Annotated in this window: 27 protein-coding genes; 12 read left to right on the top strand and 15 right to left on the bottom strand. The window is 61.6% G+C overall.

Annotated features, from left to right (window positions below; translation table 11 throughout):
- Window positions 1-62: 62 nt before the first annotated feature.
- A complete protein-coding gene (gene sppA / locus MIC97_RS07505) occupies window positions 63-1,013 on the bottom strand; it encodes a signal peptide peptidase SppA (protein ID WP_239799505.1) in 951 nt (316 codons plus the stop codon).
- A gap of 36 nt (window positions 1,014-1,049) precedes the next feature.
- Complete coding sequence (locus MIC97_RS07500) at window positions 1,050-1,361, bottom strand: hypothetical protein (RefSeq protein WP_239799504.1); 312 nt, start codon at window positions 1,359-1,361, stop codon at window positions 1,050-1,052.
- Between the two features lie 27 nt (window positions 1,362-1,388).
- Between MIC97_RS07500 and lptC the strand changes: the two genes are divergently transcribed.
- The 6 genes from lptC (at window position 1,389) to ptsN (ending at window position 6,455) form a co-directional block, all read left to right on the top strand.
- Entirely contained in the window at window positions 1,389-1,973 is a 585-nt protein-coding gene (lptC, locus tag MIC97_RS07495) for an LPS export ABC transporter periplasmic protein LptC (RefSeq protein ID WP_239799503.1), read from the top strand.
- Window positions 1,960-2,532 carry an LptA/OstA family protein gene (locus tag MIC97_RS07490; protein WP_239799502.1) on the top strand — a complete coding sequence of 191 codons (573 nt, stop codon included), beginning with the start codon at window positions 1,960-1,962 and terminating at the stop codon, window positions 2,530-2,532. Before lptC ends, MIC97_RS07490 begins: the two co-directional genes overlap by 14 nt.
- Window positions 2,533-2,540: 8 nt before the next feature.
- Entirely contained in the window at window positions 2,541-3,353 is an 813-nt protein-coding gene (gene lptB, locus MIC97_RS07485; RefSeq protein WP_239799501.1) for an LPS export ABC transporter ATP-binding protein, read from the top strand.
- A 206-nt stretch (window positions 3,354-3,559) separates the two neighbouring features.
- Window positions 3,560-5,086, top strand: coding sequence for an RNA polymerase factor sigma-54 (gene rpoN, locus MIC97_RS07480; RefSeq protein ID WP_239799500.1), 1,527 nt, complete (start codon window positions 3,560-3,562; stop codon window positions 5,084-5,086).
- Between the two features lie 251 nt (window positions 5,087-5,337).
- Entirely contained in the window at window positions 5,338-5,919 is a 582-nt protein-coding gene (gene raiA / locus MIC97_RS07475) for a ribosome-associated translation inhibitor RaiA (protein WP_275592411.1), read from the top strand.
- A gap of 71 nt (window positions 5,920-5,990) precedes the next feature.
- The gene (gene ptsN / locus MIC97_RS07470; protein ID WP_183831896.1) at window positions 5,991-6,455 is read left to right on the top strand and encodes a PTS IIA-like nitrogen regulatory protein PtsN; all 465 of its coding nucleotides are present in this window, start codon (window positions 5,991-5,993) and stop codon (window positions 6,453-6,455) included.
- Window positions 6,456-6,592: 137 nt separating this feature from the next.
- On the opposite strand, the gene MIC97_RS07465 is transcribed toward ptsN, so the two are convergent.
- From MIC97_RS07465 to MIC97_RS07445, 5 genes are all read right to left on the bottom strand, one after another.
- Window positions 6,593-6,862 carry a DUF1150 family protein gene (locus MIC97_RS07465; protein ID WP_183831895.1) on the bottom strand — a complete coding sequence of 90 codons (270 nt, stop codon included), beginning with the start codon at window positions 6,860-6,862 and terminating at the stop codon, window positions 6,593-6,595.
- 59 nt (window positions 6,863-6,921) lie between these two features.
- A complete protein-coding gene (locus MIC97_RS07460; protein WP_183831894.1) occupies window positions 6,922-7,347 on the bottom strand; it encodes an Hsp20 family protein in 426 nt (141 codons plus the stop codon).
- Between the two features lie 168 nt (window positions 7,348-7,515).
- Window positions 7,516-8,424, bottom strand: coding sequence for a ribokinase (locus tag MIC97_RS07455; RefSeq protein ID WP_239799498.1), 909 nt, complete (start codon window positions 8,422-8,424; stop codon window positions 7,516-7,518).
- A 69-nt stretch (window positions 8,425-8,493) separates the two neighbouring features.
- Window positions 8,494-9,384 carry a bifunctional helix-turn-helix domain-containing protein/methylated-DNA--[protein]-cysteine S-methyltransferase gene (locus MIC97_RS07450; protein WP_239799497.1) on the bottom strand — a complete coding sequence of 297 codons (891 nt, stop codon included), beginning with the start codon at window positions 9,382-9,384 and terminating at the stop codon, window positions 8,494-8,496.
- Between the two features lie 87 nt (window positions 9,385-9,471).
- Complete coding sequence (locus MIC97_RS07445; RefSeq protein ID WP_183831891.1) at window positions 9,472-9,966, bottom strand: DUF2244 domain-containing protein; 495 nt, start codon at window positions 9,964-9,966, stop codon at window positions 9,472-9,474.
- Window positions 9,967-9,988: 22 nt separating this feature from the next.
- Between MIC97_RS07445 and nth the strand changes: the two genes are divergently transcribed.
- On the top strand, window positions 9,989-10,789 hold the full coding sequence (gene nth, locus MIC97_RS07440; RefSeq protein WP_239799496.1) for an endonuclease III: 801 nt from the start codon (window positions 9,989-9,991) through the stop codon (window positions 10,787-10,789).
- Between the two features lie 32 nt (window positions 10,790-10,821).
- Here the strand turns inward: nth and MIC97_RS07435 are convergent, their stop codons facing one another.
- The 3 genes from MIC97_RS07435 to MIC97_RS07425 form a co-directional block, all read right to left on the bottom strand.
- On the bottom strand, window positions 10,822-11,313 hold the full coding sequence (locus MIC97_RS07435) for an NUDIX hydrolase (protein ID WP_239799495.1): 492 nt from the start codon (window positions 11,311-11,313) through the stop codon (window positions 10,822-10,824).
- A gap of 61 nt (window positions 11,314-11,374) precedes the next feature.
- Complete coding sequence (locus MIC97_RS07430; RefSeq protein ID WP_239799494.1) at window positions 11,375-11,674, bottom strand: hypothetical protein; 300 nt, start codon at window positions 11,672-11,674, stop codon at window positions 11,375-11,377.
- Window positions 11,675-11,824: 150 nt separating this feature from the next.
- Window positions 11,825-12,013, bottom strand: coding sequence for a Flp family type IVb pilin (locus MIC97_RS07425; protein WP_239799493.1), 189 nt, complete (start codon window positions 12,011-12,013; stop codon window positions 11,825-11,827).
- A gap of 301 nt (window positions 12,014-12,314) precedes the next feature.
- Here MIC97_RS07425 and MIC97_RS07420 point away from each other — a divergent pair, with 301 nt between their 5' ends.
- On the top strand, window positions 12,315-12,638 hold the full coding sequence (locus MIC97_RS07420; protein ID WP_239799492.1) for a hypothetical protein: 324 nt from the start codon (window positions 12,315-12,317) through the stop codon (window positions 12,636-12,638).
- A 47-nt stretch (window positions 12,639-12,685) separates the two neighbouring features.
- Window positions 12,686-13,351 carry a peptide-methionine (S)-S-oxide reductase MsrA gene (gene msrA, locus MIC97_RS07415; RefSeq protein ID WP_239799491.1) on the top strand — a complete coding sequence of 222 codons (666 nt, stop codon included), beginning with the start codon at window positions 12,686-12,688 and terminating at the stop codon, window positions 13,349-13,351.
- A 30-nt stretch (window positions 13,352-13,381) separates the two neighbouring features.
- Here the strand turns inward: msrA and MIC97_RS07410 are convergent, their stop codons facing one another.
- Together MIC97_RS07410 and upp are read right to left on the bottom strand one after the other, a co-directional pair.
- Window positions 13,382-13,594 carry a SlyX family protein gene (locus MIC97_RS07410; protein ID WP_239799490.1) on the bottom strand — a complete coding sequence of 71 codons (213 nt, stop codon included), beginning with the start codon at window positions 13,592-13,594 and terminating at the stop codon, window positions 13,382-13,384.
- Between the two features lie 7 nt (window positions 13,595-13,601).
- Window positions 13,602-14,231, bottom strand: coding sequence for a uracil phosphoribosyltransferase (gene upp, locus MIC97_RS07405; protein WP_183831883.1), 630 nt, complete (start codon window positions 14,229-14,231; stop codon window positions 13,602-13,604).
- A 212-nt stretch (window positions 14,232-14,443) separates the two neighbouring features.
- Here upp and ubiE point away from each other — a divergent pair, with 212 nt between their 5' ends.
- The 3 genes from ubiE (at window position 14,444) to coaBC (ending at window position 18,126) form a co-directional block, all read left to right on the top strand.
- Window positions 14,444-15,220 carry a bifunctional demethylmenaquinone methyltransferase/2-methoxy-6-polyprenyl-1,4-benzoquinol methylase UbiE gene (gene ubiE / locus MIC97_RS07400; RefSeq protein ID WP_239799489.1) on the top strand — a complete coding sequence of 259 codons (777 nt, stop codon included), beginning with the start codon at window positions 14,444-14,446 and terminating at the stop codon, window positions 15,218-15,220.
- 13 nt (window positions 15,221-15,233) lie between these two features.
- Window positions 15,234-16,808: a 2-polyprenylphenol 6-hydroxylase gene (gene ubiB / locus MIC97_RS07395; protein ID WP_239799488.1), complete on the top strand. Its 1,575-nt coding sequence runs from the start codon at window positions 15,234-15,236 to the stop codon at window positions 16,806-16,808.
- A gap of 79 nt (window positions 16,809-16,887) precedes the next feature.
- Complete coding sequence (coaBC, locus tag MIC97_RS07390) at window positions 16,888-18,126, top strand: bifunctional phosphopantothenoylcysteine decarboxylase/phosphopantothenate--cysteine ligase CoaBC (RefSeq protein ID WP_239799487.1); 1,239 nt, start codon at window positions 16,888-16,890, stop codon at window positions 18,124-18,126.
- 215 nt (window positions 18,127-18,341) lie between these two features.
- Here the strand turns inward: coaBC and MIC97_RS07385 are convergent, their stop codons facing one another.
- The 3 genes from MIC97_RS07385 to rpsU form a co-directional block, all read right to left on the bottom strand.
- On the bottom strand, window positions 18,342-18,818 hold the full coding sequence (locus MIC97_RS07385) for a DUF992 domain-containing protein (RefSeq protein WP_239799486.1): 477 nt from the start codon (window positions 18,816-18,818) through the stop codon (window positions 18,342-18,344).
- Window positions 18,819-18,984: 166 nt separating this feature from the next.
- On the bottom strand, window positions 18,985-19,821 hold the full coding sequence (locus MIC97_RS07380; RefSeq protein WP_239799485.1) for a tetratricopeptide repeat protein: 837 nt from the start codon (window positions 19,819-19,821) through the stop codon (window positions 18,985-18,987).
- Between the two features lie 149 nt (window positions 19,822-19,970).
- On the bottom strand, window positions 19,971-20,222 hold the full coding sequence (rpsU, locus tag MIC97_RS07375) for a 30S ribosomal protein S21 (protein ID WP_183831877.1): 252 nt from the start codon (window positions 20,220-20,222) through the stop codon (window positions 19,971-19,973).
- Window positions 20,223-20,267: the final 45 nt, after the last annotated feature.

Genomic DNA, 20,267 nt, shown 5'->3' with positions numbered 1-20,267 from the left:
CAACATGCGGTCGAAATTATGCAGATGATTTCATTCGCTTTTTTCATTTGAAAGCGGGACTGTCAAGGGTGCCAGACCGACACCAGCCCGTCAAGGAACAGCCGCTCCATGCCAAGCTCCCTGACCACGTCGCCGCTTTGCTCGGGCAGACCCAGAGCGCGCGCGATGTTGCGTACCAGCGATTGCGACAAAAGAAGGCTTGCCGTTCCCTCCTTCGGCTTCCACTCGATAACCTTGAGATCGGGCGCAACGCCTTGGCTTTCCAGCCACGCCACGGCTTCTTCCTCTCCCCCGAGAGCGTCGACGAGCTTGTTCTGCAAGCCCTGCCGGCCGGTGAAGATCGAACCGTCGGCGAGCGCAAGCGCCTGCTCGCGGGTCATCGACCGGCGGTTGGCGACGATGTCGACGAACCAGTCGTAGCTGTCCATGATCAGGCGGCGCACCATGGCGCGCTCTTCCTCGTTGGTCGGCTTGAAGGGCGAGGGTGAGGCCTTGAGCGGCGAGGATTTCACCTCTTCCAGCTTGATGCCGATCTTGTCCATCAGGCCGGTGACGTCCGGATACTGGATCAGCACGCCGATCGACCCGACGATCGAGGACTGGCGGGCCACGATATGATCCGTGGCGCTGGCGATCATGTAGCCGGCGGAGGCCGCCAGCGTGCCGACTTCCGCGACCACCGGCTTTTCAGCGGCGATCTTGCGCACGGCCTCGTAAATGGATTCCCCGCCGGTCGTGGTACCGCCGGGCGAGTCGATCTGGACGATGACGCCGGCGACGCGCGGCGATTTGCGGATCTTCTCCAGCCGTTCGAGCAGCTTGTCGTCCTGGGTGATGGTGCCCGTGATCCTGACCTTGGCGATATGGGAGCCTGAGCCGGTGCCATCGCCGCCAAACCAGGCTGCGATGCCGCCTATGGCAAGCAGGATGACGATGATTGTCAGTGCGCGCCAGAATGTCAGCTTGCGCCGAAGTCTGCGCCGGTCGATCAGGTCATCGGCTCTCTGTGCCATGCTCAGCCTCTTGGATGGGATATGGGCAGTGCCTATCTAGATCATCGTGCCGTCGGCGACCACCACTTTTGCCCGTTTTGCGCCGCAAAGGAGGTCTTGCGGGCCATTTACGCCATCGTGTATCCTTAGACTGGTCATATTTTTACGGTTTTGATCCGTCCGGACTTGTTTGAAACGTTCCGCCTCCCGAATTACTGGGCATAAGGCGTAATTTTCCTTTTGTAGAAAGTAGTTGTTTTGTCGCCAGTGACAGATCCGATGGGCATGGAAGACAGACTGCCGCGGCCCGCGCTTGCCCAGGCGGGCGACGGCCAGCGCGAAGCAGCCTTCGACCGTGCCCAGCAGCATTCGCGCCGGGTGCGCAGGCTCAAATTCGTGGTTCCGGCGATCGCCATTGCCATGGCCGTCGCCTTTCCGCTTTATTCTTACATGGTCGCCCCCGATGAGGTGCCGGTCACGACCGAGAGCAGCGCTTTTTCCGATGGCAAGCTGGTGATGTCCAATCCGAAGCTGGAAGGCTTCACCAAGGCGCTTCTGCCTTACGCGATGACGGCGGTTCGGGCCGTGCAGGATACCGCCAAAGAAGGCGTGATCGAGCTGGAGGGCATCAGCGCCCGGCTGCCGCTCAATGCGGAGACCACTGCGAAGGTGGATGCGTTAAACGGTTCTTATGATCGTTCGGGCAATACGCTGCAGCTGGACAACGAAATTACGGTCACGACCACCGACGGAATGGTTGCAAAGCTGAAATCGGCCTTTCTCGACATGGACAAAGGCAATATGAAGACGGAGCAACCCGTCGAAATCAGCCGGGCCGGATCGCGCATCACTTCCGACACGATGTCGGTGGAAGATGGCGGCAAGGTCATGATATTCGAGAAGCGGGTTCGCGTGAGCATCGACCCCGCCGCCCGGAAGGCGGATCAGAAAAAGAGCGGAGACACCAATGCTACGCAGTGATTTGATGAGGCTTGCAGCGCTTGCATCTGCCTTGTCCCTTGTCGTGGCGGGCTCCGCCTTCGCCCAGTCGGGCGGCACCGGCACCATGTCGGGCCTGAAGCTGGCGGGTGATCAGCCAATCGAGATCGAAAGCGACAAGCTGGAAGTGCGTGAGAATGAAAGTCTCGCCATTTTTACCGGCAATGTGCAGGTCATTCAGGGGCCGACCCTGCTCAAGGCCGGTTCCATGGATGTTTATTACGTCAACGACAAGGGCGGTAATGCCGACGCGGCTGCGGGCTCCGCCACCACCGGCACGGCCAACATCGACCGGCTTGAGGTCAGGGACAAGGTTTACATCAAGTCCGACACGCAGGTCGCCACGGGCGATCGCGGCACCTTCGACATGAAGACCGAGGTTCTGGTTCTGTCGGGCGACAAGGTGGTCCTGTCTGACGGCGACAATGTTCTCACCGGCTGCAAGCTGACCGTGCAGATGAAAACCGGCCTCGCTCAGGTGGAGGCCTGCGGCAAGAGGGTCATGATGTCGATCTCTCCGGGTTCGCAGAAGAAACCGTAGGATCGCGGATGCTTTCACTTCAAAAGTTCGGCCTGTCCGGACGCAAGGCCAGTGAGACTGCTTCCCCGCCGAAGGATGAGGCAGTTTCGTCCGGGCTCAAGGGTACGCTGATCGCTCGCGGCCTGACCAAGAGCTATAAGGGCCGAAGGGTTGTCAACGGCGTTTCGCTTGGCGTGCGCGCCGGCGAGGCCGTGGGCCTGCTTGGGCCCAATGGCGCCGGCAAGACGACCTGCTTCTACATGGTTACCGGGCTGGTTCCGGTGGACGAGGGCACCATCGAGATCGATGGTTACGATGTCACCTCCATGCCCATGTATCGCCGGGCGCGGCTGGGCATCGGCTATCTGCCGCAGGAAACCTCCATCTTCCGGGGGCTCAGCGTCGAGCAGAACATACGCGCGGTGCTTGAAGTCGTCGAAAAGAGCCGCAAGCAGCGCGAGAAGAGCCTCGATGAGCTGCTGGAAGAGTTCCATATCAGCCATCTCCGCCATGCGCCGTCGATGGCGTTGTCCGGCGGCGAACGCCGGCGACTGGAGATCGCGCGGGCACTGGCCAGCCGGCCGGCCTATATGCTGCTGGACGAGCCTTTCGCGGGTATCGATCCAATTGCTGTGGCCGATATCCAGCAACTGGTGCGCCATCTCACCAAGCGCGGCATCGGCGTGCTGATCACCGATCACAATGTGCGCGAGACGCTTGGGCTCATCGACCGTGCCTACATCATCCACGCTGGCGAAGTCCTTACTCATGGCCGGGCTGAGGAAGTGGTCGCCAACGCCGATGTGCGACGTCTCTATCTCGGCGAAGGCTTCACGCTCTGAAGCCTTCCACTGCAAAAGCGCATTTTCTTCCGAAGATAGTCTTTTTCCACCCGAACTCTGCTTCGCCCGATGCTTTCTTATGCAAATGCGGGCGAGAGCCGGGCTTTCGCGTGCCATCGCGCTTGACAAGCAAAAGCCGGGCCAGTTTGAATTGCTGGCACGGAAAATCTCCTTTCCCGTTGCTTCGTGGGAAGAAACGCTACCGGATGGCACTCTCGGCAAAATTGCAGGTCAGGCAGACGCAGTCGCTGGTGATGACACCGCAACTGCTGCAGTCGATACGCCTGCTGCAATTTACCCATGCCGAGCTGGAGCATTTCGTCGACGAAGAGGTTGAGCGCAATCCTCTGCTGGAGCGAGCGGAGAGCGGTCCGGATGATCTTGCCGGACCGGAGCCGGAATCCGACGCGAACAGTGCCGGCGAAACCGGCGACGACTGGTTCGGCAAAGAAGCGGGGCTCTCTTCCGAGGCGATATCGGAGCGGTTGGATTCGTCTCTTGAAAATCTGTTTCCGGATGATCCGGGGCGTTCGGAACAGCTTGACCCTTCCTTGTCGATGCAGTGGAAATCCGCTGCCGGCGCATCCGCCGGTGGAACTTCCGAGGGGTTCGATCTTGAGGATCTGGCGGCAGCGCCTGTCACCCTGCGCGATCACGTCGCGGAACAGATTGCCTTTGCGTTCACCGATCCGCGGGACCGGATGATCGCGGCCGAGCTTGCCGATTGTCTCGACGAGGCCGGCTATTTGCGGGCCGATCCTGTCGAATGTGCCGAACGGCTCGGCACGGATGCCGAGAGCGTCGAGGCCGTGCTCTCCCGTTGCCGGAATTTCGATCCGCCGGGGCTGTTCGCACGTGACCTTGCTGAATGCCTGTCCATCCAGCTTCGTGCCCGCAACCGGCTCGATCCGGCCATGCGGGCGCTGCTGGAGAGGCTCGATCTTCTCGCCCGCAGGGATTTCCAGTCGCTCAGGCGTATCTGCGGCGTCGATGAGGAGGACCTTCTGGATATGCTGGCCGAGATCCGGGGGCTGGATCCGCGTCCGGGCCTCGCCTTTTCCGGAGGGAACAGCGAGACGCTCGTGCCCGACGTCGAGGTGCGGCCTGCCAGCGACGGTGGGTGGACGGTGGAACTGAATGCCGATGCCCTGCCGCGCGTGCTGATCGACCAGACCTATTTTGCAAGGGTGTCCGGCCAGACGCGGGATCAGGGCGAGAAGGATTTTCTCGGGCAATGCCTGCAGAGCGCCAACTGGCTGGCGCGCAGCCTCGACCAGCGCGCGAGGACCATCCTGAAGGTGGCTTCCGAGATCGTGCGCCAGCAGGATGCCTTTCTGGCCCATGGCGTGCGGCATTTGCGGCCGCTCAACCTGAAGACCGTGGCCGACGCCATCGGCATGCACGAATCGACTGTCAGTCGGGCCACCGCCAACAAGTACATGAACACGCCGCGCGGCGTGTTCGAGATGCGCTATTTCTTCACCGTGGCGATCGCAGCGTCCGGCGAGGGCGAATCCCATTCCTCCGAAGCCGTGCGCGACAGGATTCGCGAACTGATCGAAGCCGAGGAAATGAGCTGTGTACTTTCGGATGACACGATTGTTGATCGCCTGAAGGAGGAAGGCATCGATATCGCCCGGCGCACGGTCGCCAAGTATCGGGAAGCTATGAATATTCCCTCTTCGGTCCAGCGCAGGCGCGAGAAGCGGGCGCGCGCCGGCCTGAAAGGCTGACGCCGGGGCACCGCGCTGCCGGTCGCCGTTTCGTTGACAAGCACCCATGAAGTGTCTAGAAGCCCGCCCGCATGAGGCGGGTCTGACCCGCGCAGGGAATGGCCATCGATGCTTGGACGGCAGGCTTTGAGAGTCGGCTGCGACGTTCTCGGGCAAATTCGGCACAAGGGGTGCCGTGTGGCTTGTACGAACGGACTACGCGTATAAACTCCGGTAAGTTTGAAGTCTGTACAGGGAAGGTCGGTAATCAGATGGCATTGCGGATTGCAGGAAAACATATGGATGTCGGTGATGCGTTCCGGACGCGCATCGATGAACGTGTTACTGACATCATTGCGAAATATTTCGACCGCGGCTTTTCGGGCCAGGTCACTGTCATCAAGTCCGGCTCGCGTTTCACCTGCGATTGCGTTGTGAGGCTCGATTCGGGTGCCTCCCTGCAGGCTGCCGGCGAATCCCACGATCCCATTCAGGCTTTCGATGCTGCGGCTGAACGGCTGGAAAAGCGTCTGCGCCGTTACAAGCGCCGTCTGAAGTCGCATTATCCGGTGAATGCCTCTTCCGAGGGGCAGAATATCGCCTACACGGTGGTGGAAGCGCTGGCCGAGGATGACGAGGAGGATATCCCGGAGGATTTCGCTCCCACCATCGTCGCCGAATCGAGCCTTGCGCTGAAGACGATGTCCGTCGCTTCGGCGGTCATCGAACTCGACACGACGGGCAGCCCCGTCCTTGTGTTCCGTAACGGCGGGACAGAACAGCTCAACATCGTCTATCGCCGGCCGGACGGGAACATCGGCTGGATTGATCCCGCGACGGTAAAAACCGCGTAAGGGTAGAAAAGACGGCCGGTACCTGCGTTCTTGGGGCCGGCCGCGGCAGGCGAAGCAGAGGAATTTCAAAAATGGCTCTGAACGATCTTGTCGACGTTCCGGCAATCCTGCCGGCGTTGAAGGCCAGCTCCAAGAAGCAGGTGCTCCAGCTTCTGGCCGAGCGCGCATCCGCTATCTCGGGTATTCCCGAGCGCGACATTTTCGAGACGATCCTGCAGCGCGAAAAGCTGGGGTCCACCGGTGTCGGCAACGGCATCGCCATTCCGCACGGCAAGCTGGCCGGCGTGAAGGGCATCACCGGCGTCTTCGCGCGACTGGAAACGCCTGTCGATTTCGAGGCGCTGGACGATCAGCCGGTCGATCTCGTATTTCTGCTGCTGGCGCCCGAGGGTGCGGGCGCGGACCATCTCAAGGCCTTGTCGCGCATCGCGCGTGTGCTGCGCGACACCGACACGGTGAACAAGATCCGCGGCACCCGCGATGCGCAGGCAATTCACGCGCTGCTTTCCGAAACGCCGGCATCGCACGCAGCCTGAGAACAGGCAGCGCCAGTCGCCGTTTTTCCTGATTGAACCTTTACCGCAGGGGCCGCACACAGCGGCCCTTCTGCTTCATGTGGCTTCAGGAGCGTTCCGCGTCCAGCTCCGGCATCATTGCCGAACTGTCATGGAGCTCAGTGCGTGGCAACCGTGGTCAGGTCGTTTTCCATCGCTCCGGCAAGTGCGCGGTCGCGTTCGTCCGCCAGCAGGATCGGCTGGCCGTTCGCGGCGAACAGTGCCCACAGCTCAAGTCCGGGCGTGATCTGCGCCAGGCCGGGGAAGCGGCCGCGCAGGTCGTCGCTCGACATCTTTCGCAGATAGGCAACTGTACCTTCGCCGAGATGGGCCAGTTCGCCTTCGCTCATCACCTGGCTGTCGGCAATCGTGTCAACGGTTCTGGTCATATCCAGGCCTCCTGTCTATGAGCCGCCTTCCAAGGCCGGCTCTTCAGCATCGGCAAAGATCAGTCTTTCACCGATATGTTTATTTTTCGTACCAGCCTTTCGGCTTCGGGCCGGTCGAGATCTATGGACAGAAGCCCGTTCCTGAGCTCTGCCCCGATCACGCGCATTCCATCAGCCAGCACGAAACAGCGCTGGAACTGGCGGGCAGCGATGCCACGGTGGAGGAATTCGCGCTCGGAGTCGTCTGTCTGACGGCCTCTGACGATCAGCTGGCTTTCCTCGGTGGTCACGTCGAGGTCGCTTTCCGCGAACCCTGCGACGGCCAGCGTGATCCGCAGCTTTTCTGTGGTGCCGTCTGCGCCGCGAAGGCGCTCGATATTATAGGGAGGGTAGCCGTCACCCGACTTTGCCAGGCGTTCCAGCGTTTTCTCCATGGCATCGAAGCCGAGGAGAAGCGGGCTGGAAAAAGGCGTCATTCTGGTCATGCAATCCTGTCCTCTTGAGAGCGACAAATTCCGGAAGAACCCACACGGCATTCTTCCATGCACCAGATATGGTCTGCCGCAGCCCCGAGTTCAAGATTTGGCCGTCTGAGCTGCACAGGAAAGGCAGGCTTGCCTTCGGCTTTCGCCGGTTTGCGCCGAGGGTGACCTTCACCGGGCCCTGCGGGAGAGGGCAGCATCCACCTCGCTCGCGAGCGGGATCGAAGGCTGGGCGCCGGCTTTGAGGCAAGCGAGGGAGCCTGCCGCAGCAGCGCGTTCGAGAACCTTTTCAAGGGGAAGGCTGGCGCTCAGGCCCGCTGCCAGATAGCCGCAGAAGGTGTCGCCTGCACCAACCGTATCGACTGGCTGTATGTCGATCACAGGCACCTCCAGAAAATTATCGGGCGTGGCGGCGAGAACGCCGTCGGACCCCAATGTAACGATGATCGTTCTGCCGGTCCGGGATACGATGCTCCGCATGCGTTGTCTGGCGTCGCTGCCCTCAATGCCAATGGTGCGGCAGCATTGGTCGAACTCCGTTTCATTTGCGACAATGAAATCGGCTTTGGTGAGGCATTGGCCTGCCTCATCGCGGTAGGGTGCGATGTTGAGCACGCTGAGCGCACCCGCATCCCGCGCCATAACGAGTGCAGCCTCCACGGTTTCGGGCGGTATCTCCTGCTGAAGCAGCAGGACATCACCCTTCTTCAGCTCTGCCTTTCCAAGATCGGCGGGATGAACTTCGCTGTTGGCGCCCGCCACCAGCGCGATCATGTTTTCACCGTCCGCGCCAACGAAGATAAGTGCTGTGCTGGTCGGGGCCGTGCTGATGGTCACGCCGGAAAGATCGAGCCCGCCGGCGCGCAGAAGGGACAAAGCATCACCGGCGAAGGCATCGTTGCCGACGGATCCTATCATGCGCACCCTTGCGCCGGCGCGCGCTGCCGCCAGAGCCTGATTGGCACCCTTGCCGCCGGGAGCTTTGTCAAAGCCGGTGCCCTGCAATGTCTCGCCGGGGGAGGGCAGGCGCTCCAGCCTGACGATCAGATCAAGATTGATCGATCCGACAACGATGATCATGCCCGCAAAACTCCCTGACCTTGCGAGCTTATCGTGCACCGCACAAAGCGCAATGCGCGCTTCCCGGCGTCAGGCTACCTGTCCCGCTTCCCAGCCGAGGATGGCCCGCTTGCGGGTCAGGCCCCAGTGATAGCCGGTGAGCGCACCGGATTTCGCCAGGGCGCGGTGGCAGGGCACCACGAAGGAGATGGGGTTGGCCCCGCAGGCCGCGCCCACGGCGCGCGAGGCCTTCGGCTCCCCGATCTTTCCGGCGAGGTCGGAATAGGTTCTGGCCGTGCCCATGGGGATGGACAACAAAGCCTCCCACACCCGCACCTGAAAGTCGGTGCCGATCATGACCACGCGCAGGGGCTGGTCAGCGCGCCAGCGGGACGGATCGAAGATGCGCTGCGCATAGGGCAGGGTGGCGGCCATGTCTTCGATGTAGGTGGCGTTGGGCCAGCGGCCGGCCATATCGTCGAACGCGGCTTTTTCATCGCCGGGATCGTTGAAGGAAAGGCCGGCAAGCCCCCGGTCGGTGACCATGATCAGCGCGATGCCGAAGGGCGAGACGTGGTAGCCATAATTTATGGTCAGGCCCTCGCCGCGGTTCTTGTAGGCCCCCGGCGACATCGCCTCATGGGTGACGAACAAATCGTGCAGGCGGGCGGGTCCGGACATGCCCACTTCCATGGAGGCTTCCAGCAGCGGCGCGCCCGATTCGAGCAGCCGCCGCGCATGGTCGAGCGTCACCGCCTGCAAAAAGCCCTTGGGAGAAAGCCCGGCCCAGCGGGTGAACAGTTTCTGCAGCCCGGTCGGGGTCTCGCCCACATCGGCAGCCAGTTCCTCCAGCGATGGCTGGTCGCGATAATCGAGACTGATCTTTTCGATGACCTGGCGCACGATCTCATAATCGCTGCCTTGCGGGGTGATGTCGCGTTCGAGAACGGGTACGGGCTTCATCTGGGTGCGGGCGTTCATGGCCTGTCTCGCTGATATCTGTCTGTTCTCAAATATCGTCCCAAAAGAGCGCCATTCCCACCCGTTTCCTGCCGGATGCGTGCTTTCTTAACGGGCCTTTGCGGTGGCAAGGGCGCGGGAAAACGCGGTGGCGAAGCTTTCGCGGTCGTCCGGGTTGAGGAAACTGCCGATCGCCACGCTTTGCTCGCGCGTTTCCACCGCCATGCGGGTGATGCCGATTTCGGTGTGGCGGGCCACGGAAAAGCGTGTCCAGAACGGATTGAAGCGATGCTGCTCGGATTTGCCGGAGGGCGAAATCTTGCGGATATGCAGTTCGGTTCGGGAAACCGACACTTCCTCGCGGGCGCGGGCAGCCCGATAGTTGAACCGGAATGCGACATAGAGGGCCACCACGTCGAGACCGAAGAAGCCGAAGATCGGCCATGCGCCGTGGCTGAGGAAAATGATGCCGATGATGGCCCAAGCAGACAGCATGGCGCCGAACAGGATCAGAAAGCCGGTGCGCCCAAGCGATCTGTACGGCGTCAGCAGCGCTGTGAAGAAGGGCTGATCCGCGGCAAAGTCGGCATTTGTCTCGCTCATGCGGCGATACTATAGGATGAGCATGAGCAAGCCCAAGTCAAAAGATCGGCCTGTGCCCGGAAATGAGGTCGCGCAGCCGGTGCCCAAGGCAAAGGCGGTGAAGGCGCGGCCTGCGCCGCGCCGTCCGCGTTCGCTGTACACGCCGGCCGAGGTTCATGAGATTTTCCGCCGGTTCTCGGTGCAGCGGCCGGAACCGAAGGGCGAACTGGAGCATGTCAACGCCTTCACCCTGCTGGTGGCGGTGGTGCTGTCGGCGCAGGCGACCGATGCCGGCGTCAACAAGGCGACACGCGCACTGTTCCAGATCGCCGACACGCCGCAGAAGATGCTGGCGCTGGGTGAGGAGAAGGTCGGCGACTATATCCGCACCATCGGCCTGTGGCGCAACAAGGCAAAGAACGTGATCGCCCTTTCGCAGGCGCTCATTCGCGATCATCACGGTAAAGTTCCTGATGATCGCGACGAACTGGTGAAGCTGCCGGGTGTTGGCCGAAAGACCGCCAATGTGGTGCTCAACATGGCTTTCGGCCAGCATACGATGGCGGTGGACACCCACATCCTGCGCATCGGCAACCGCATCGGACTGGCTCCGGGCAAGACGCCGGAGCAGGTGGAGGCGGAGCTTGTCCGCATCATTCCAGACGAATTCATGCGCCATGCCCATCACTGGCTCATCCTGCACGGGCGCTATGTGTGCAAGGCGCGCAAGCCGGACTGCCCGGCATGTGTGATTGCCGATATCTGCAAATCTGCGGAAAAAACCACCTCCATACCCGCTCCGTTGGTGGAACTGGCGCCACAGGAGATTCCGCAGTCACTGTGAGTGCGTCGCTGCTGCTTTGCCGGCGCGCCGGATCACGCTTTGGTTTTTTCAGGCTTTGCAGGCGTGGTTTCCTGCGGAATTTTCAGCTGGCGGACGAGGCTTGCCAGTTCCGGCTCATCTATCAGCACGGCTGCCTGCGCGGGTGAAAGCCATGCGCGCTGGCGGCGGCCGGATTCCGGCCACTGCTTCATCTGTTCGGAGACTTCCAGAAGATAGACGGTGACATCGATGCGCACGAAGGCGGCCGGCAGGCGCTTCCAGTAAGTGTAGGTTCCTGCGGGCTCCTTGAGCGTCTTTCCGGAGACGCCGGCCTCTTCCTCGGCCTCGATGGTGGCGGCCTTGCGGCCGCTCTTGCCTTTCATCGGCCAGCCTTTGGGCAGAATGAAGCGCTGGGTTTCGCGCGAGGTGACCAGCATGACCTGCAAATCGCCATCGGCTCCGATCCTGAAAGGGATCGCCGCCACCTGGCGAATCTTCTCGCCTTTCTTCGCTTTACGAAGGACCTGCTTCTTCTGTTTCGCCATATTCCGTCGATTCGATCTGCACCGAACAGAATAGTCGGCTAATCAATTGAGGCAAGCCACGTCAGCGGCAATTCCTTACATAACCGCTGCCTGTCACCTGAGTTTGACAGTTTTGCTGAAAAGTCGGCACCTGCGGGCGCTGGACGGGAGGCTGGGTGACCTGCTGGCGGTCGATCTGCCTGTTAAGCTGCTGCTGCTGCTCGAATTGCTGGCGTTGGATGCGGTTCTGAAGCTGGATGATTTCGGATTGGTCCTGCACCACGGGCGGCCGTTGCTGGGCCGAGGTCGGAACGCTGACGGTCAGAAGCGCTGCTGCGAAGACCGCCGCTGCACATGGTTTTCCGAAGAGATAATTCAGCATTTGTTTGCGACCGTTGATACCGCCTCAATATAGACCTACCGTATCATTGTTACAGAAGATTGAGGCCGAAAATAGAAAAGGCCGCCCTGAGGCGACCTTTTCATTTACAGCGCCAAGATCCATGGATCTCAGAGCTTTATTCCTCAGGTATCAGGGAGTAGACGTAGCCGGTGCCTGCGAAAGTTCTTTAGAAACATCGCTAAACGTGGCGCTGATGTTCTTTCCAAGTGTCGTGGCGGCACCGATGATGCCGACGGCGATCAGGGCTGCGATCAGGCCGTATTCGATGGCAGTGGCGCCGGACTCATCCTTGGCGAAGCGTGCGAAAAGCTTGGTCATATCTGTATTCCTTGTTGCCCAGGTTGTGACTTGTTTGAACGGCTTCTTGATGAACCGTGACCCCAATATCGCGGGCACCGCTTTCGGTTGTGTTAAGTGCAATGGTAAACGAAATGTGCGCAATGGTTGTACTTAACAAACTCGGAATCGAAGTGGTTGATTTCTAACCACCAGCATTGAATTATAAGCGTTTTCCGGTTTCCGCTGGGATGGGAAAATTACGGTTACAACCTGTTTTTCCTTCAACCCGATTGCGCCCGGAAGCTCGCCGCCATATCTCTTGTGCCAGAAAGGTGCACTGATGTTCCGTTTCCTGTTCCGGCTTGCCGCGATGGTTTCACTTTCGGTCGCCGTGATCATGGCGGTGCTGGATGCGACGCGCACGGTTGCGGCTTCTCAGCTGATCACCACGCCGCTGAAAACCAGCTGGAATGCGGTGTCACCACAGACACTGGGTGCGGCGGAAATGTTCGTGCGCGAGAAGATCGGTCCGCTGGTCTGGGATGTGGGCGTGAACTTCATTCTGTCTCTGCCGGGTTTTGCGGTGTTCGCGTGCCTGGCATTGCTGCTCTACGCCATCGGCTACCGGCGCGAGCGTCCAGCCGTACGCTACGCCGCCGGCTGAACGGTGATAGCCCTTTGGCGCTAACCCTTTAAGGAAGGAAGACCGACATGTTTTCCCTGAATGATCTCCTGAGCAAGAAATCCTCCATGCCGAAGCCTGAGGAGGCGCTGCCGGGACGGGATCAGCCGCTCCCGACCGCCGAGACCCATTACGTCAACGGCAATCCGCTGAAGGGGCCTTATCCGGAGGGCATTGAGAGCGCCGTGTTCGGCATGGGCTGCTTCTGGGGCGCGGAGCGGCTGTTCTGGCAGGTGCCGGGCGTGTGGGTCACTGCTGTCGGCTATGCGGGTGGCCTCACGCCCAACCCGACCTATCGTGAAACCTGCACCGGGCTCACCGGCCATGCCGAGGTGGTGCTGGTGGTCTTCGATCCGGCCGTGGTGTCCTATGCCGACCTGCTGAAGCTGTTCTGGGAAAATCACGACCCGACGCAGGGCATGCGGCAGGGCAACGACATCGGCACAACCTACCGCTCGGTGGTCTTCACCACCAGCGAGGCGCAACTGGAGCAGGCGAAGGCTTCGCGCGATGCCTATGAGGCTTCATTGGTGGCAAGCGGACGCGGCAAAGTCACCACGGAGATCGCGCCGGCGCCGGAGTTCTATTTCGCTGAAACCGAGCATCAGCAATATCTGGCGAAGAACCCGGATGGCTATTGCGGCCTGCAAGGCACGGGCGTTTCCTGCCCCATCCCGACCGGCGTGCGCGCCTGACGGGTTGTTCTTGCCGGGCGGCGTCGGCGCTTACCAGTGGGGCGGCTTCGTCACCGGTATCTCGGGCGAGGCCTGTTCTTCCAGTTCCAGAAAGCGCTCGGTCAGGGCGTTGAGCCTCTTCTGAAGCCGGTCGATCACCTTCCACTGTTCGGCGAGCTGGCCGGACAGTTCCTCGATGGTCTTTTCCTGTTCGGCCGCGCGGATTTCCAGCGCGACCAGCCTGTCCCTGTCGGTGTCGTTCATGGCGGGGCTACTTCGTTCCATACATGCGGTCGCCCGCATCGCCGACGCCGGGCATGATGTAACCCTTTTCGTTGAGCTGGCGATCGATGGACGCGGTATAGACCGGTACGTCCGGATGGGCGGCGGTGAAGCGGGCAATGCCTTCCGGCGCGGCCAGCAGGCACAGGAAGCGAATGTTGGTGGCGCCGCGCGCCTTCAGCCTGTCGATTGCCGCCGTGGCCGAATTGGCCGTCGCCAGCATGGGATCGACCACGATCACCAGCCTGTCGGCAAGGTCGCTGGGCGCCTTGAAGAAATATTCGATCGCTTCCAGCGTATCGTGGTCGCGGTAAAGCCCGATATGGGCGACGCGCGCGGCCGGTACGAGGTCGAGCAGGCCTTCGAGCAGCCCGTTGCCGGCGCGCAGCACAGAGGCGAACACCAGCTTCTTGCCTTCCAGCACCGGCGCTTCCATTTCCTCGATCGGCGTTTCGATGGTCGTCGTCGTCAGTTGCAGGTCGCGCGTCACCTCATAGCCGAGCAGCAGCGAGATTTCGCGCAGCAGCCGGCGGAAGCCTGCCGTCGAGGTGTTCTTGTCACGCATGATGGTGAGCTTGTGCTGCACCAGCGGATGATCGATGACGGTGACGCCCTTCATGGTGTTCTCCGGCTAATTCACAGCTCGATTGTGAATGGTGGAAAGAAATTAGAAAAGGCCTATGCGGGCTGAGGCGCACAAAGTCCACAGGTGGCCTGCGACCTTTTACCGGGTAAATGCGGGGCGCCGGGTAAATGAAATGACGGCTAAAGCCATGGCGCGGCCAAATTCGTTCCTGTATGGTCCGCGCGCATAAAAGGCGGATCATGATCATGTCAGTTGAAAGAACCACCGCCCGTGGCGGCATGGAAACCTCCTACGGATTCCGCCAGGTCGGCGCCGGCGAAAAGCAGCCCCTGGTCAACGAGGTGTTCCACAAGGTCGCCAATCGCTACGACCTGATGAACGACCTGATGTCGGCGGGCATGCACCGCATCTGGAAGGACGCCATGATCGCCTGGCTCAACCCGCCGAAGCGGCCGGGCTGGAAAGGGCTGGACGTGGCCGGCGGCACCGGCGACATCGCCTTTCGCATCATCGAGGCCAGCCGGCGCAACGCCCACGAAACGGTGCTCGACATCAACGGTTCGATGCTTCAGGTGGGGCGCGAGCGCGCGGAAAAGAAGGGGCTTTCGACTTATCTCGATTTCGTCGAGGCCAATGCCGAGGAACTGCCTTTCGCCGATTCCACCTTCGATGCCTATACGATCGCCTTCGGCATCCGCAACGTGCCGCGCATCGATGTGGCGCTGTCGGAAGCCTTCCGCGTGCTGAAGCCCGGCGGACGTTTCCTGTGCCTCGAATTCTCCGATGTCAATATGCCGCTGCTCGACCGCTTCTATGAGGCATGGTCATTCAACGCCATTCCGAAGATTGGCGAAATGGTGACCGGCGACGGCGAGCCTTACGCCTATCTGGTGGAATCGATCCGCAAGTTTCCCGACCAGAAGAATTTCGCCGAGATGATTTCCTCGGCCGGCTTCGAGCGCGTGAGCTTCCGCAACTATTCGGGCGGCATCGCCGCACTTCATTCGGGCTGGAAGCTTTGACTGGACAGCCTTCATGAGCAGCGTGAGTGCGGGTTTCCGGCTGGTCAGGGCCGGCTGGGTTCTGGTGCGTGAGGGTGTGGTTGCCGCCCTGCCGGGCGATCAGCTTTCGGGTCTGCCGAAACTGGGCTGGCGGGTCGCCACGATGTTCACGCGGCGGCGCGCGCTGAAAGAGCAGCGCAGCGACCGGCTGGCGCATGCGGTGGCGCGGCTGGGCCCCTCCTATGTCAAGCTCGGCCAGTTCCTTGCTACCCGCCCCGATGTGGTCGGCAACGACATCGCCCTTGAGCTTGCGCTGTTGCAGGACAAGATGCCGACCTTCCCCAAGGCGGCCGCGCAGGCGGCTGTCGAGGCGTCGCTGGGGCGCACGATCGGCGATCTCTACCATGACTTCGGGGATGCCGTGGCTGCCGCCTCCATCGCGCAGGTGCATCCGGCAGATGTCGATTATCCCGATGGCCGGCGTCAGGTCGCGGTGAAGGTCATCCGCCCCGGTGTGCGACGGCGCTTCAATCAGGATCTGGAAAGCTATTTCCTCGCTGCCCGCCTGCAGGAGAAGTACATTCCCTCAAGCAGGCGGCTGCGCCCCGTGCAGGTCACCGAAACGCTGGCGCAGACCACCCGCATCGAGATGGATCTGCGGCTCGAAGGGGCAGCTCTTTCCGAGCTTGGCGAAAACACGAAGGACGATCCCGGTTTTCGCGTGCCGGCGGTGGACTGGGAGCGTACCGGCCGCGACGTGCTCACCATGGAGTGGGTCGACGGCATCAAGATGAATGACATTGCCGCGCTCGCTGCGGCAGGTCACGATCTGAGGGCCATCGCCACCAATCTGATCCAGTCGTTCCTGCGCCATACGCTGCGCGATGGCTTTTTCCATGCCGACATGCACCCGGGCAACCTGTTCGTGGAAGCCAATGGCACCATCGTCGCCGTCGATCTCGGCATTTCCGGGCGTCTCGGCAAGCAGGAGCGTCGCTTCCTGGCCGAAATTCTCTACGGTTTCATCACACGCAATTATCTGCGTGTGGCGGAAGTGCATTTCGAGGCCGGTTATGTGCCTGCCAGGCACGATGTCGCCGCCTTCGCGCAGGCGATCCGCGCCATCGGCGAGCCGATCCACGGCCAGCCGGCCGAGACCATCTCCATGGCCAAGCTGCTGACGCTGCTATTCGAGGTAACGGAGCTGTTCGACATGCAGACCCGGCCGGAACTGGTGTTGCTGCAAAAGACCATGGTGGTGGTGGAAGGCGTGGCCCGTACGCTCGATCCGGCCTTCAACATGTGGAAGACAGCGGAGCCGGTCGTGGGAGACTGGATACGGGACAATCTGGGGCCGCGCGGTTTGCTGACCGACGCCCGGGACGGGCTTTACGCCGTCACGGCGCTGGCACGTCAAATGCCCGAATTTGCCAAGCGCACGGAGCGCCTGTCGCGCGAAATCGATCATATGGCCGAGAACGGCCTGCGGTTCGATGCCGAGACGGCGCAGGCGATCGGCAAGGCCGAAGCCCGCCACACCCGCTCTGGCCGACTGGCTCTGTGGGTGATCGCGCTGACGCTCATCTACATTGCGTGGAAGGTGTTCTGAACGGCAAATTGACCGCACCGGCAGTCCTGCCTAATTTGCTTTTCCAGACAGGACGCTGCTTACGGAGTTGATCAACGGCATGTCGAGTACCCTTTCCGGCAAGCGCATTCTGCTTATCATTGGCGGCGGTATTGCCGCTTATAAAACGCTGGATCTCATTCGGCGGCTGCGCGAGCGCGGGGCGGCGGTGCGGCCGGTGATGACGCAGGCAGCGCAGCAGTTCATCACGCCGCTGGCAGTCGGGGCGCTGGCGGCGGACCATGTGTTCACCGACCTGTTCGACCGGCAGGACGAGCAGGATGTCGGCCACATCAGGCTGGCGCGCGAGGCCGATCTGGTCATGGTCGCGCCGGCAACAGCCGATCTGATGGCAAAGCTTGCCAATGGCCTTGCCAGTGATCTGGCTTCTGCCGTTCTTCTGGCAACGGACAAGCCGGTGCTGATCGCGCCGGCCATGAACCCGAAGATGTGGGCGCATCCGGCGACACGGCGCAACCGCGAGACGCTGGCAGGCGATGGCGTTTGCTTTGTCGGGCCGAAGCGGGGCGAAATGGCCGAAAGTGGCGAGGCGGGCGAGGGCCGCATGGCGGAACCGCTGGAAATCGTGGCAGCCATCGAGGCGCTGCTGGCGCCGGCGGCGAAACCGCTGGCGGGACGGCGCATTCTTGTCACCTCCGGCCCCACGCATGAGCCGATCGATCCGGTGCGCTATATCGCCAATCGCTCGTCGGGCAAGCAGGGCCATGCCATCGCGGCCGCCCTTGCCCGGCTGGGAGCCGATGTGCATCTCGTCTCCGGCCCGGTGACCATTGCTGATCCGGCTGGTGTGTCGGTTATGCATGTGGAAAGCGCGCGCCAGATGCGTGACGCCGTCGAAAGCTTGCTGCCGGCCGATGCGGCGATCTTCGTTGCCGCCGTGGCCGACTGGCGCACGGCCGATGCTGCCGGGGAAAAGATCAAGAAAGTGGCGGGCGAGGGACCGCCGGCGCTTCAGATGGTGGAGAATCCCGACATTCTGGCCGGCATTGGTCACCATTCGGGGCGACCATCGCTGGTCATCGGCTTCGCCGCCGAGACGCAGGATGTCGTGAGAAACGCACAGGCCAAGCTCGACAAAAAGGGCGCCGACCTGATCGTCGCCAATGACGTGTCGCATGACAGCGGCATCGGCGCTGGTGGGGTGATGGGCGGTGATCGCAACCGGGTGCGCATTGTGTCGCGAACCGGCGTGGAGGAGTGGCCGGAACTCACCAAGGATGAGGTCGCGACCCGGCTTGCTGATCTGGTTGCAGATCGTCTGGGCGGTGCAACCGGCTAAAGCGCATCGCCAGAAAATGGCCAGCGGATGCGACCCGACGACAGATGTGAGAATAGGAAACTAAAGCTTCAGGAACGAATCTGAAGGATCGCGACGCGCTTTAAGCCTGCAGGCATTCGGCAGGACGCCGTGATCGCCCTGCGGTGTGTTCGGCCGGGCTGCCCGATACCGTGAAGGACGCCGGCGAAACGCTGGGTTCCGCCGGCGGAATTTCCTTATTTCAGCGAGTGAACCAGTTCCAGCGACTGCACGGCCACCGCGAGGTTGAGGCCGGTCTGCGCCTGCACGCTGAGCGGCTGCAGGGCATAGGAGCGCTCGAAGCCGCCGACCAGCAGATTGGCGCCGCCACCGGTGATGACGCTGGCTTCGGCATTCACACCGAAATACTTTCCGGCGATGCGGCCGCTGTCATAGTTGCGGTTGGCGGCAAGCACTGCCCAGACGAGATTGCCCTGATGGGTCTTGCCGAGATCCACACCAAGCTTGGACACGACGCCGCTGTAATACTCGGTCGCGCGGCCATTGGAGGGCTTGAAGGAGCAGGCAAGGCCCTTGTTCGAGGTGATGAGGTAGCCAACACCGCCGTCGATCTTGCAGTCGAGAATGCCGAGTTCGAACATGTCGGCTGCATTTGCGGTGGCGGTCATCGAAGCAAGGCCGACCACTGCGGCGGCAACAAATTTCCTGATCATGAGAGAACTCCTGAATTCCTGATCGCGCATTGGCAGAATCGCCATGGCGATCAACGCCTGAAAGCGCGATACGTTGCGTCGAACCATGGCGCGATCATGGCGCGGCGATGCCGGATCGCCGCGATATGGCTGACGCTGCGGAAGAATATGTGCCCTTATCGGGTGCTTACTGAGTGCGGGAAAGCCCGTCCTTGGCAGGCTGATAGGCCGGCTTGAGGCGTACCGCCTCGCGATAGGACTTGGCGGCCTTCGCCTTTTCGCCGCGCCGCTCGTAGATCAGCGCCTGATTGGTCCACGCTTCGGCGTTCTTCGAATCCAGCTTGATCGCCATGTTGAAGTCGGCGAAGGCGTTGTCCTCCTGGTTCATGGCCAGATAGGAAAGGCCGCGGCCATTGTAAGGCTCGGAGGCGTCCGGGGCGAGGGAAATGGCCGACGAGAAGTCCTCGATGGCATAGCTGTGCTGGCCCTGTCCCTGATAGATCAGGCCTCTGTTGTGATAGGCGCGGGCATCGGTGGTGTCGAGCTGGATCGCCTTTTCGAAGTCGTTGAAGGCTTCCTGCGTGCGGCCTGCCTGCCGATAGACATTGCCGCGCCCGATATAGGCTGCGTCATAGCTCGGGTTGATCTGCAGGGCGCGGTTATAGTCGGCCAGAGCCTTGCCGCTGTCGTTCATGAAGCGATAGATCAGGGCGCGGTTTGCATAAGCCTGATAGAAATTCGGATTGAGCGAGATGGCGGTGTCGAAATCCTTCAGCGCCTGCTGGTAGCGGCCGCCGCGCCCATAGGCGGAGCCGCGGACATTGTAGCCTTCGGGATCGCGCGGATTGGCGTTGATCACCTGCGTCAGCGAAGAAATGTTCTCGCTCGAAGCCTGCGTGACGTCGACATTGCTGAGGTCGATGGCGGAGCCGGACTGGCAGGCGGCCAGAATCAGTCCGCTCAGGGCGAGCGCGGCGATGGAAGATCCGTGACGCGCGGCGCGCCGTTCGTTCACTGTTTCCATGGCAGTCTGTCCTCGCTTTGTCCTGTGTAGACCCTAGCCTGCAGCCAAAGCCCTGTCCCGGCTAAAGTGCCCCGGCAAAAACAAAAGGTGGCCGCGACCGGAATCGCGCCACCTCGATACCCTGCAAAAAGGGCGAAAGACAGATCGTATCAGCGCGCGGCGCGGGCGGCCGGAGCCGGGCGGGGGGCGGCGCCGGGAAGCAGGCCTTCGCGCTGCGCACGCTTGCGGGCCAGCTTGCGCGCACGGCGCACGGCCTCAGCCTTTTCGCGCGCCTTCTTCTCGGAAGGCTTTTCGTAGTGACCGCGCATCTTCATTTCACGGAAGATGCCTTCGCGCTGCATCTTCTTCTTGAGGGCGCGGAGCGCCTGATCAACATTGTTATCGCGAACGAGTACCTGCACGGGCGTTCCTGTCTCTCAGGTTAGGATGCATAAAACTGGCGGACA

Origin of the sequence: Aquamicrobium sp. NLF2-7 (genome assembly GCF_022359935.1) — a bacterium.
GTDB classification, from domain to species: Bacteria; Pseudomonadota; Alphaproteobacteria; order Rhizobiales; family Rhizobiaceae; genus Mesorhizobium; species Mesorhizobium lusatiense.
This window is presented reverse-complemented; position numbering and strand designations above follow the sequence as displayed.

Bases quoted from the DNA above. Each gene is read 5' to 3' on its own strand.
- sppA (WP_239799505.1), bottom strand. From the start codon at position 1,013: ATGGCACAGAGAGCCGATGACCTGATCGACCGGCGCAGACTTCGGCGC.
- MIC97_RS07500 (WP_239799504.1), bottom strand. From the start codon at position 1,361: ATGCTGCTGGGCACGGTCGAAGGCTGCTTCGCGCTGGCCGTCGCCCGC.
- MIC97_RS07490 (WP_239799502.1), top strand. From the start codon at position 1,960: ATGCTACGCAGTGATTTGATGAGGCTTGCAGCGCTTGCATCTGCCTTG.
- lptB (WP_239799501.1), top strand. From the start codon at position 2,541: ATGCTTTCACTTCAAAAGTTCGGCCTGTCCGGACGCAAGGCCAGTGAG.
- rpoN (WP_239799500.1), top strand. From the start codon at position 3,560: ATGGCACTCTCGGCAAAATTGCAGGTCAGGCAGACGCAGTCGCTGGTG.
- raiA (WP_275592411.1), top strand. From the start codon at position 5,338: ATGGCATTGCGGATTGCAGGAAAACATATGGATGTCGGTGATGCGTTC.
- ptsN (WP_183831896.1), top strand. From the start codon at position 5,991: ATGGCTCTGAACGATCTTGTCGACGTTCCGGCAATCCTGCCGGCGTTG.
- MIC97_RS07465 (WP_183831895.1), bottom strand. From the start codon at position 6,862: ATGACCAGAACCGTTGACACGATTGCCGACAGCCAGGTGATGAGCGAA.
- MIC97_RS07460 (WP_183831894.1), bottom strand. From the start codon at position 7,347: ATGACCAGAATGACGCCTTTTTCCAGCCCGCTTCTCCTCGGCTTCGAT.
- MIC97_RS07455 (WP_239799498.1), bottom strand. From the start codon at position 8,424: ATGATCATCGTTGTCGGATCGATCAATCTTGATCTGATCGTCAGGCTG.
- MIC97_RS07450 (WP_239799497.1), bottom strand. From the start codon at position 9,384: ATGAACGCCCGCACCCAGATGAAGCCCGTACCCGTTCTCGAACGCGAC.
- MIC97_RS07445 (WP_183831891.1), bottom strand. From the start codon at position 9,966: ATGAGCGAGACAAATGCCGACTTTGCCGCGGATCAGCCCTTCTTCACA.
- nth (WP_239799496.1), top strand. From the start codon at position 9,989: ATGAGCAAGCCCAAGTCAAAAGATCGGCCTGTGCCCGGAAATGAGGTC.
- MIC97_RS07435 (WP_239799495.1), bottom strand. From the start codon at position 11,313: ATGGCGAAACAGAAGAAGCAGGTCCTTCGTAAAGCGAAGAAAGGCGAG.
- MIC97_RS07430 (WP_239799494.1), bottom strand. From the start codon at position 11,674: ATGCTGAATTATCTCTTCGGAAAACCATGTGCAGCGGCGGTCTTCGCA.
- MIC97_RS07425 (WP_239799493.1), bottom strand. From the start codon at position 12,013: ATGACCAAGCTTTTCGCACGCTTCGCCAAGGATGAGTCCGGCGCCACT.
- MIC97_RS07420 (WP_239799492.1), top strand. From the start codon at position 12,315: ATGTTCCGTTTCCTGTTCCGGCTTGCCGCGATGGTTTCACTTTCGGTC.
- msrA (WP_239799491.1), top strand. From the start codon at position 12,686: ATGTTTTCCCTGAATGATCTCCTGAGCAAGAAATCCTCCATGCCGAAG.
- MIC97_RS07410 (WP_239799490.1), bottom strand. From the start codon at position 13,594: ATGAACGACACCGACAGGGACAGGCTGGTCGCGCTGGAAATCCGCGCG.
- upp (WP_183831883.1), bottom strand. From the start codon at position 14,231: ATGAAGGGCGTCACCGTCATCGATCATCCGCTGGTGCAGCACAAGCTC.
- ubiE (WP_239799489.1), top strand. From the start codon at position 14,444: ATGTCAGTTGAAAGAACCACCGCCCGTGGCGGCATGGAAACCTCCTAC.
- ubiB (WP_239799488.1), top strand. From the start codon at position 15,234: ATGAGCAGCGTGAGTGCGGGTTTCCGGCTGGTCAGGGCCGGCTGGGTT.
- coaBC (WP_239799487.1), top strand. From the start codon at position 16,888: ATGTCGAGTACCCTTTCCGGCAAGCGCATTCTGCTTATCATTGGCGGC.
- MIC97_RS07385 (WP_239799486.1), bottom strand. From the start codon at position 18,818: ATGATCAGGAAATTTGTTGCCGCCGCAGTGGTCGGCCTTGCTTCGATG.
- MIC97_RS07380 (WP_239799485.1), bottom strand. From the start codon at position 19,821: ATGGAAACAGTGAACGAACGGCGCGCCGCGCGTCACGGATCTTCCATC.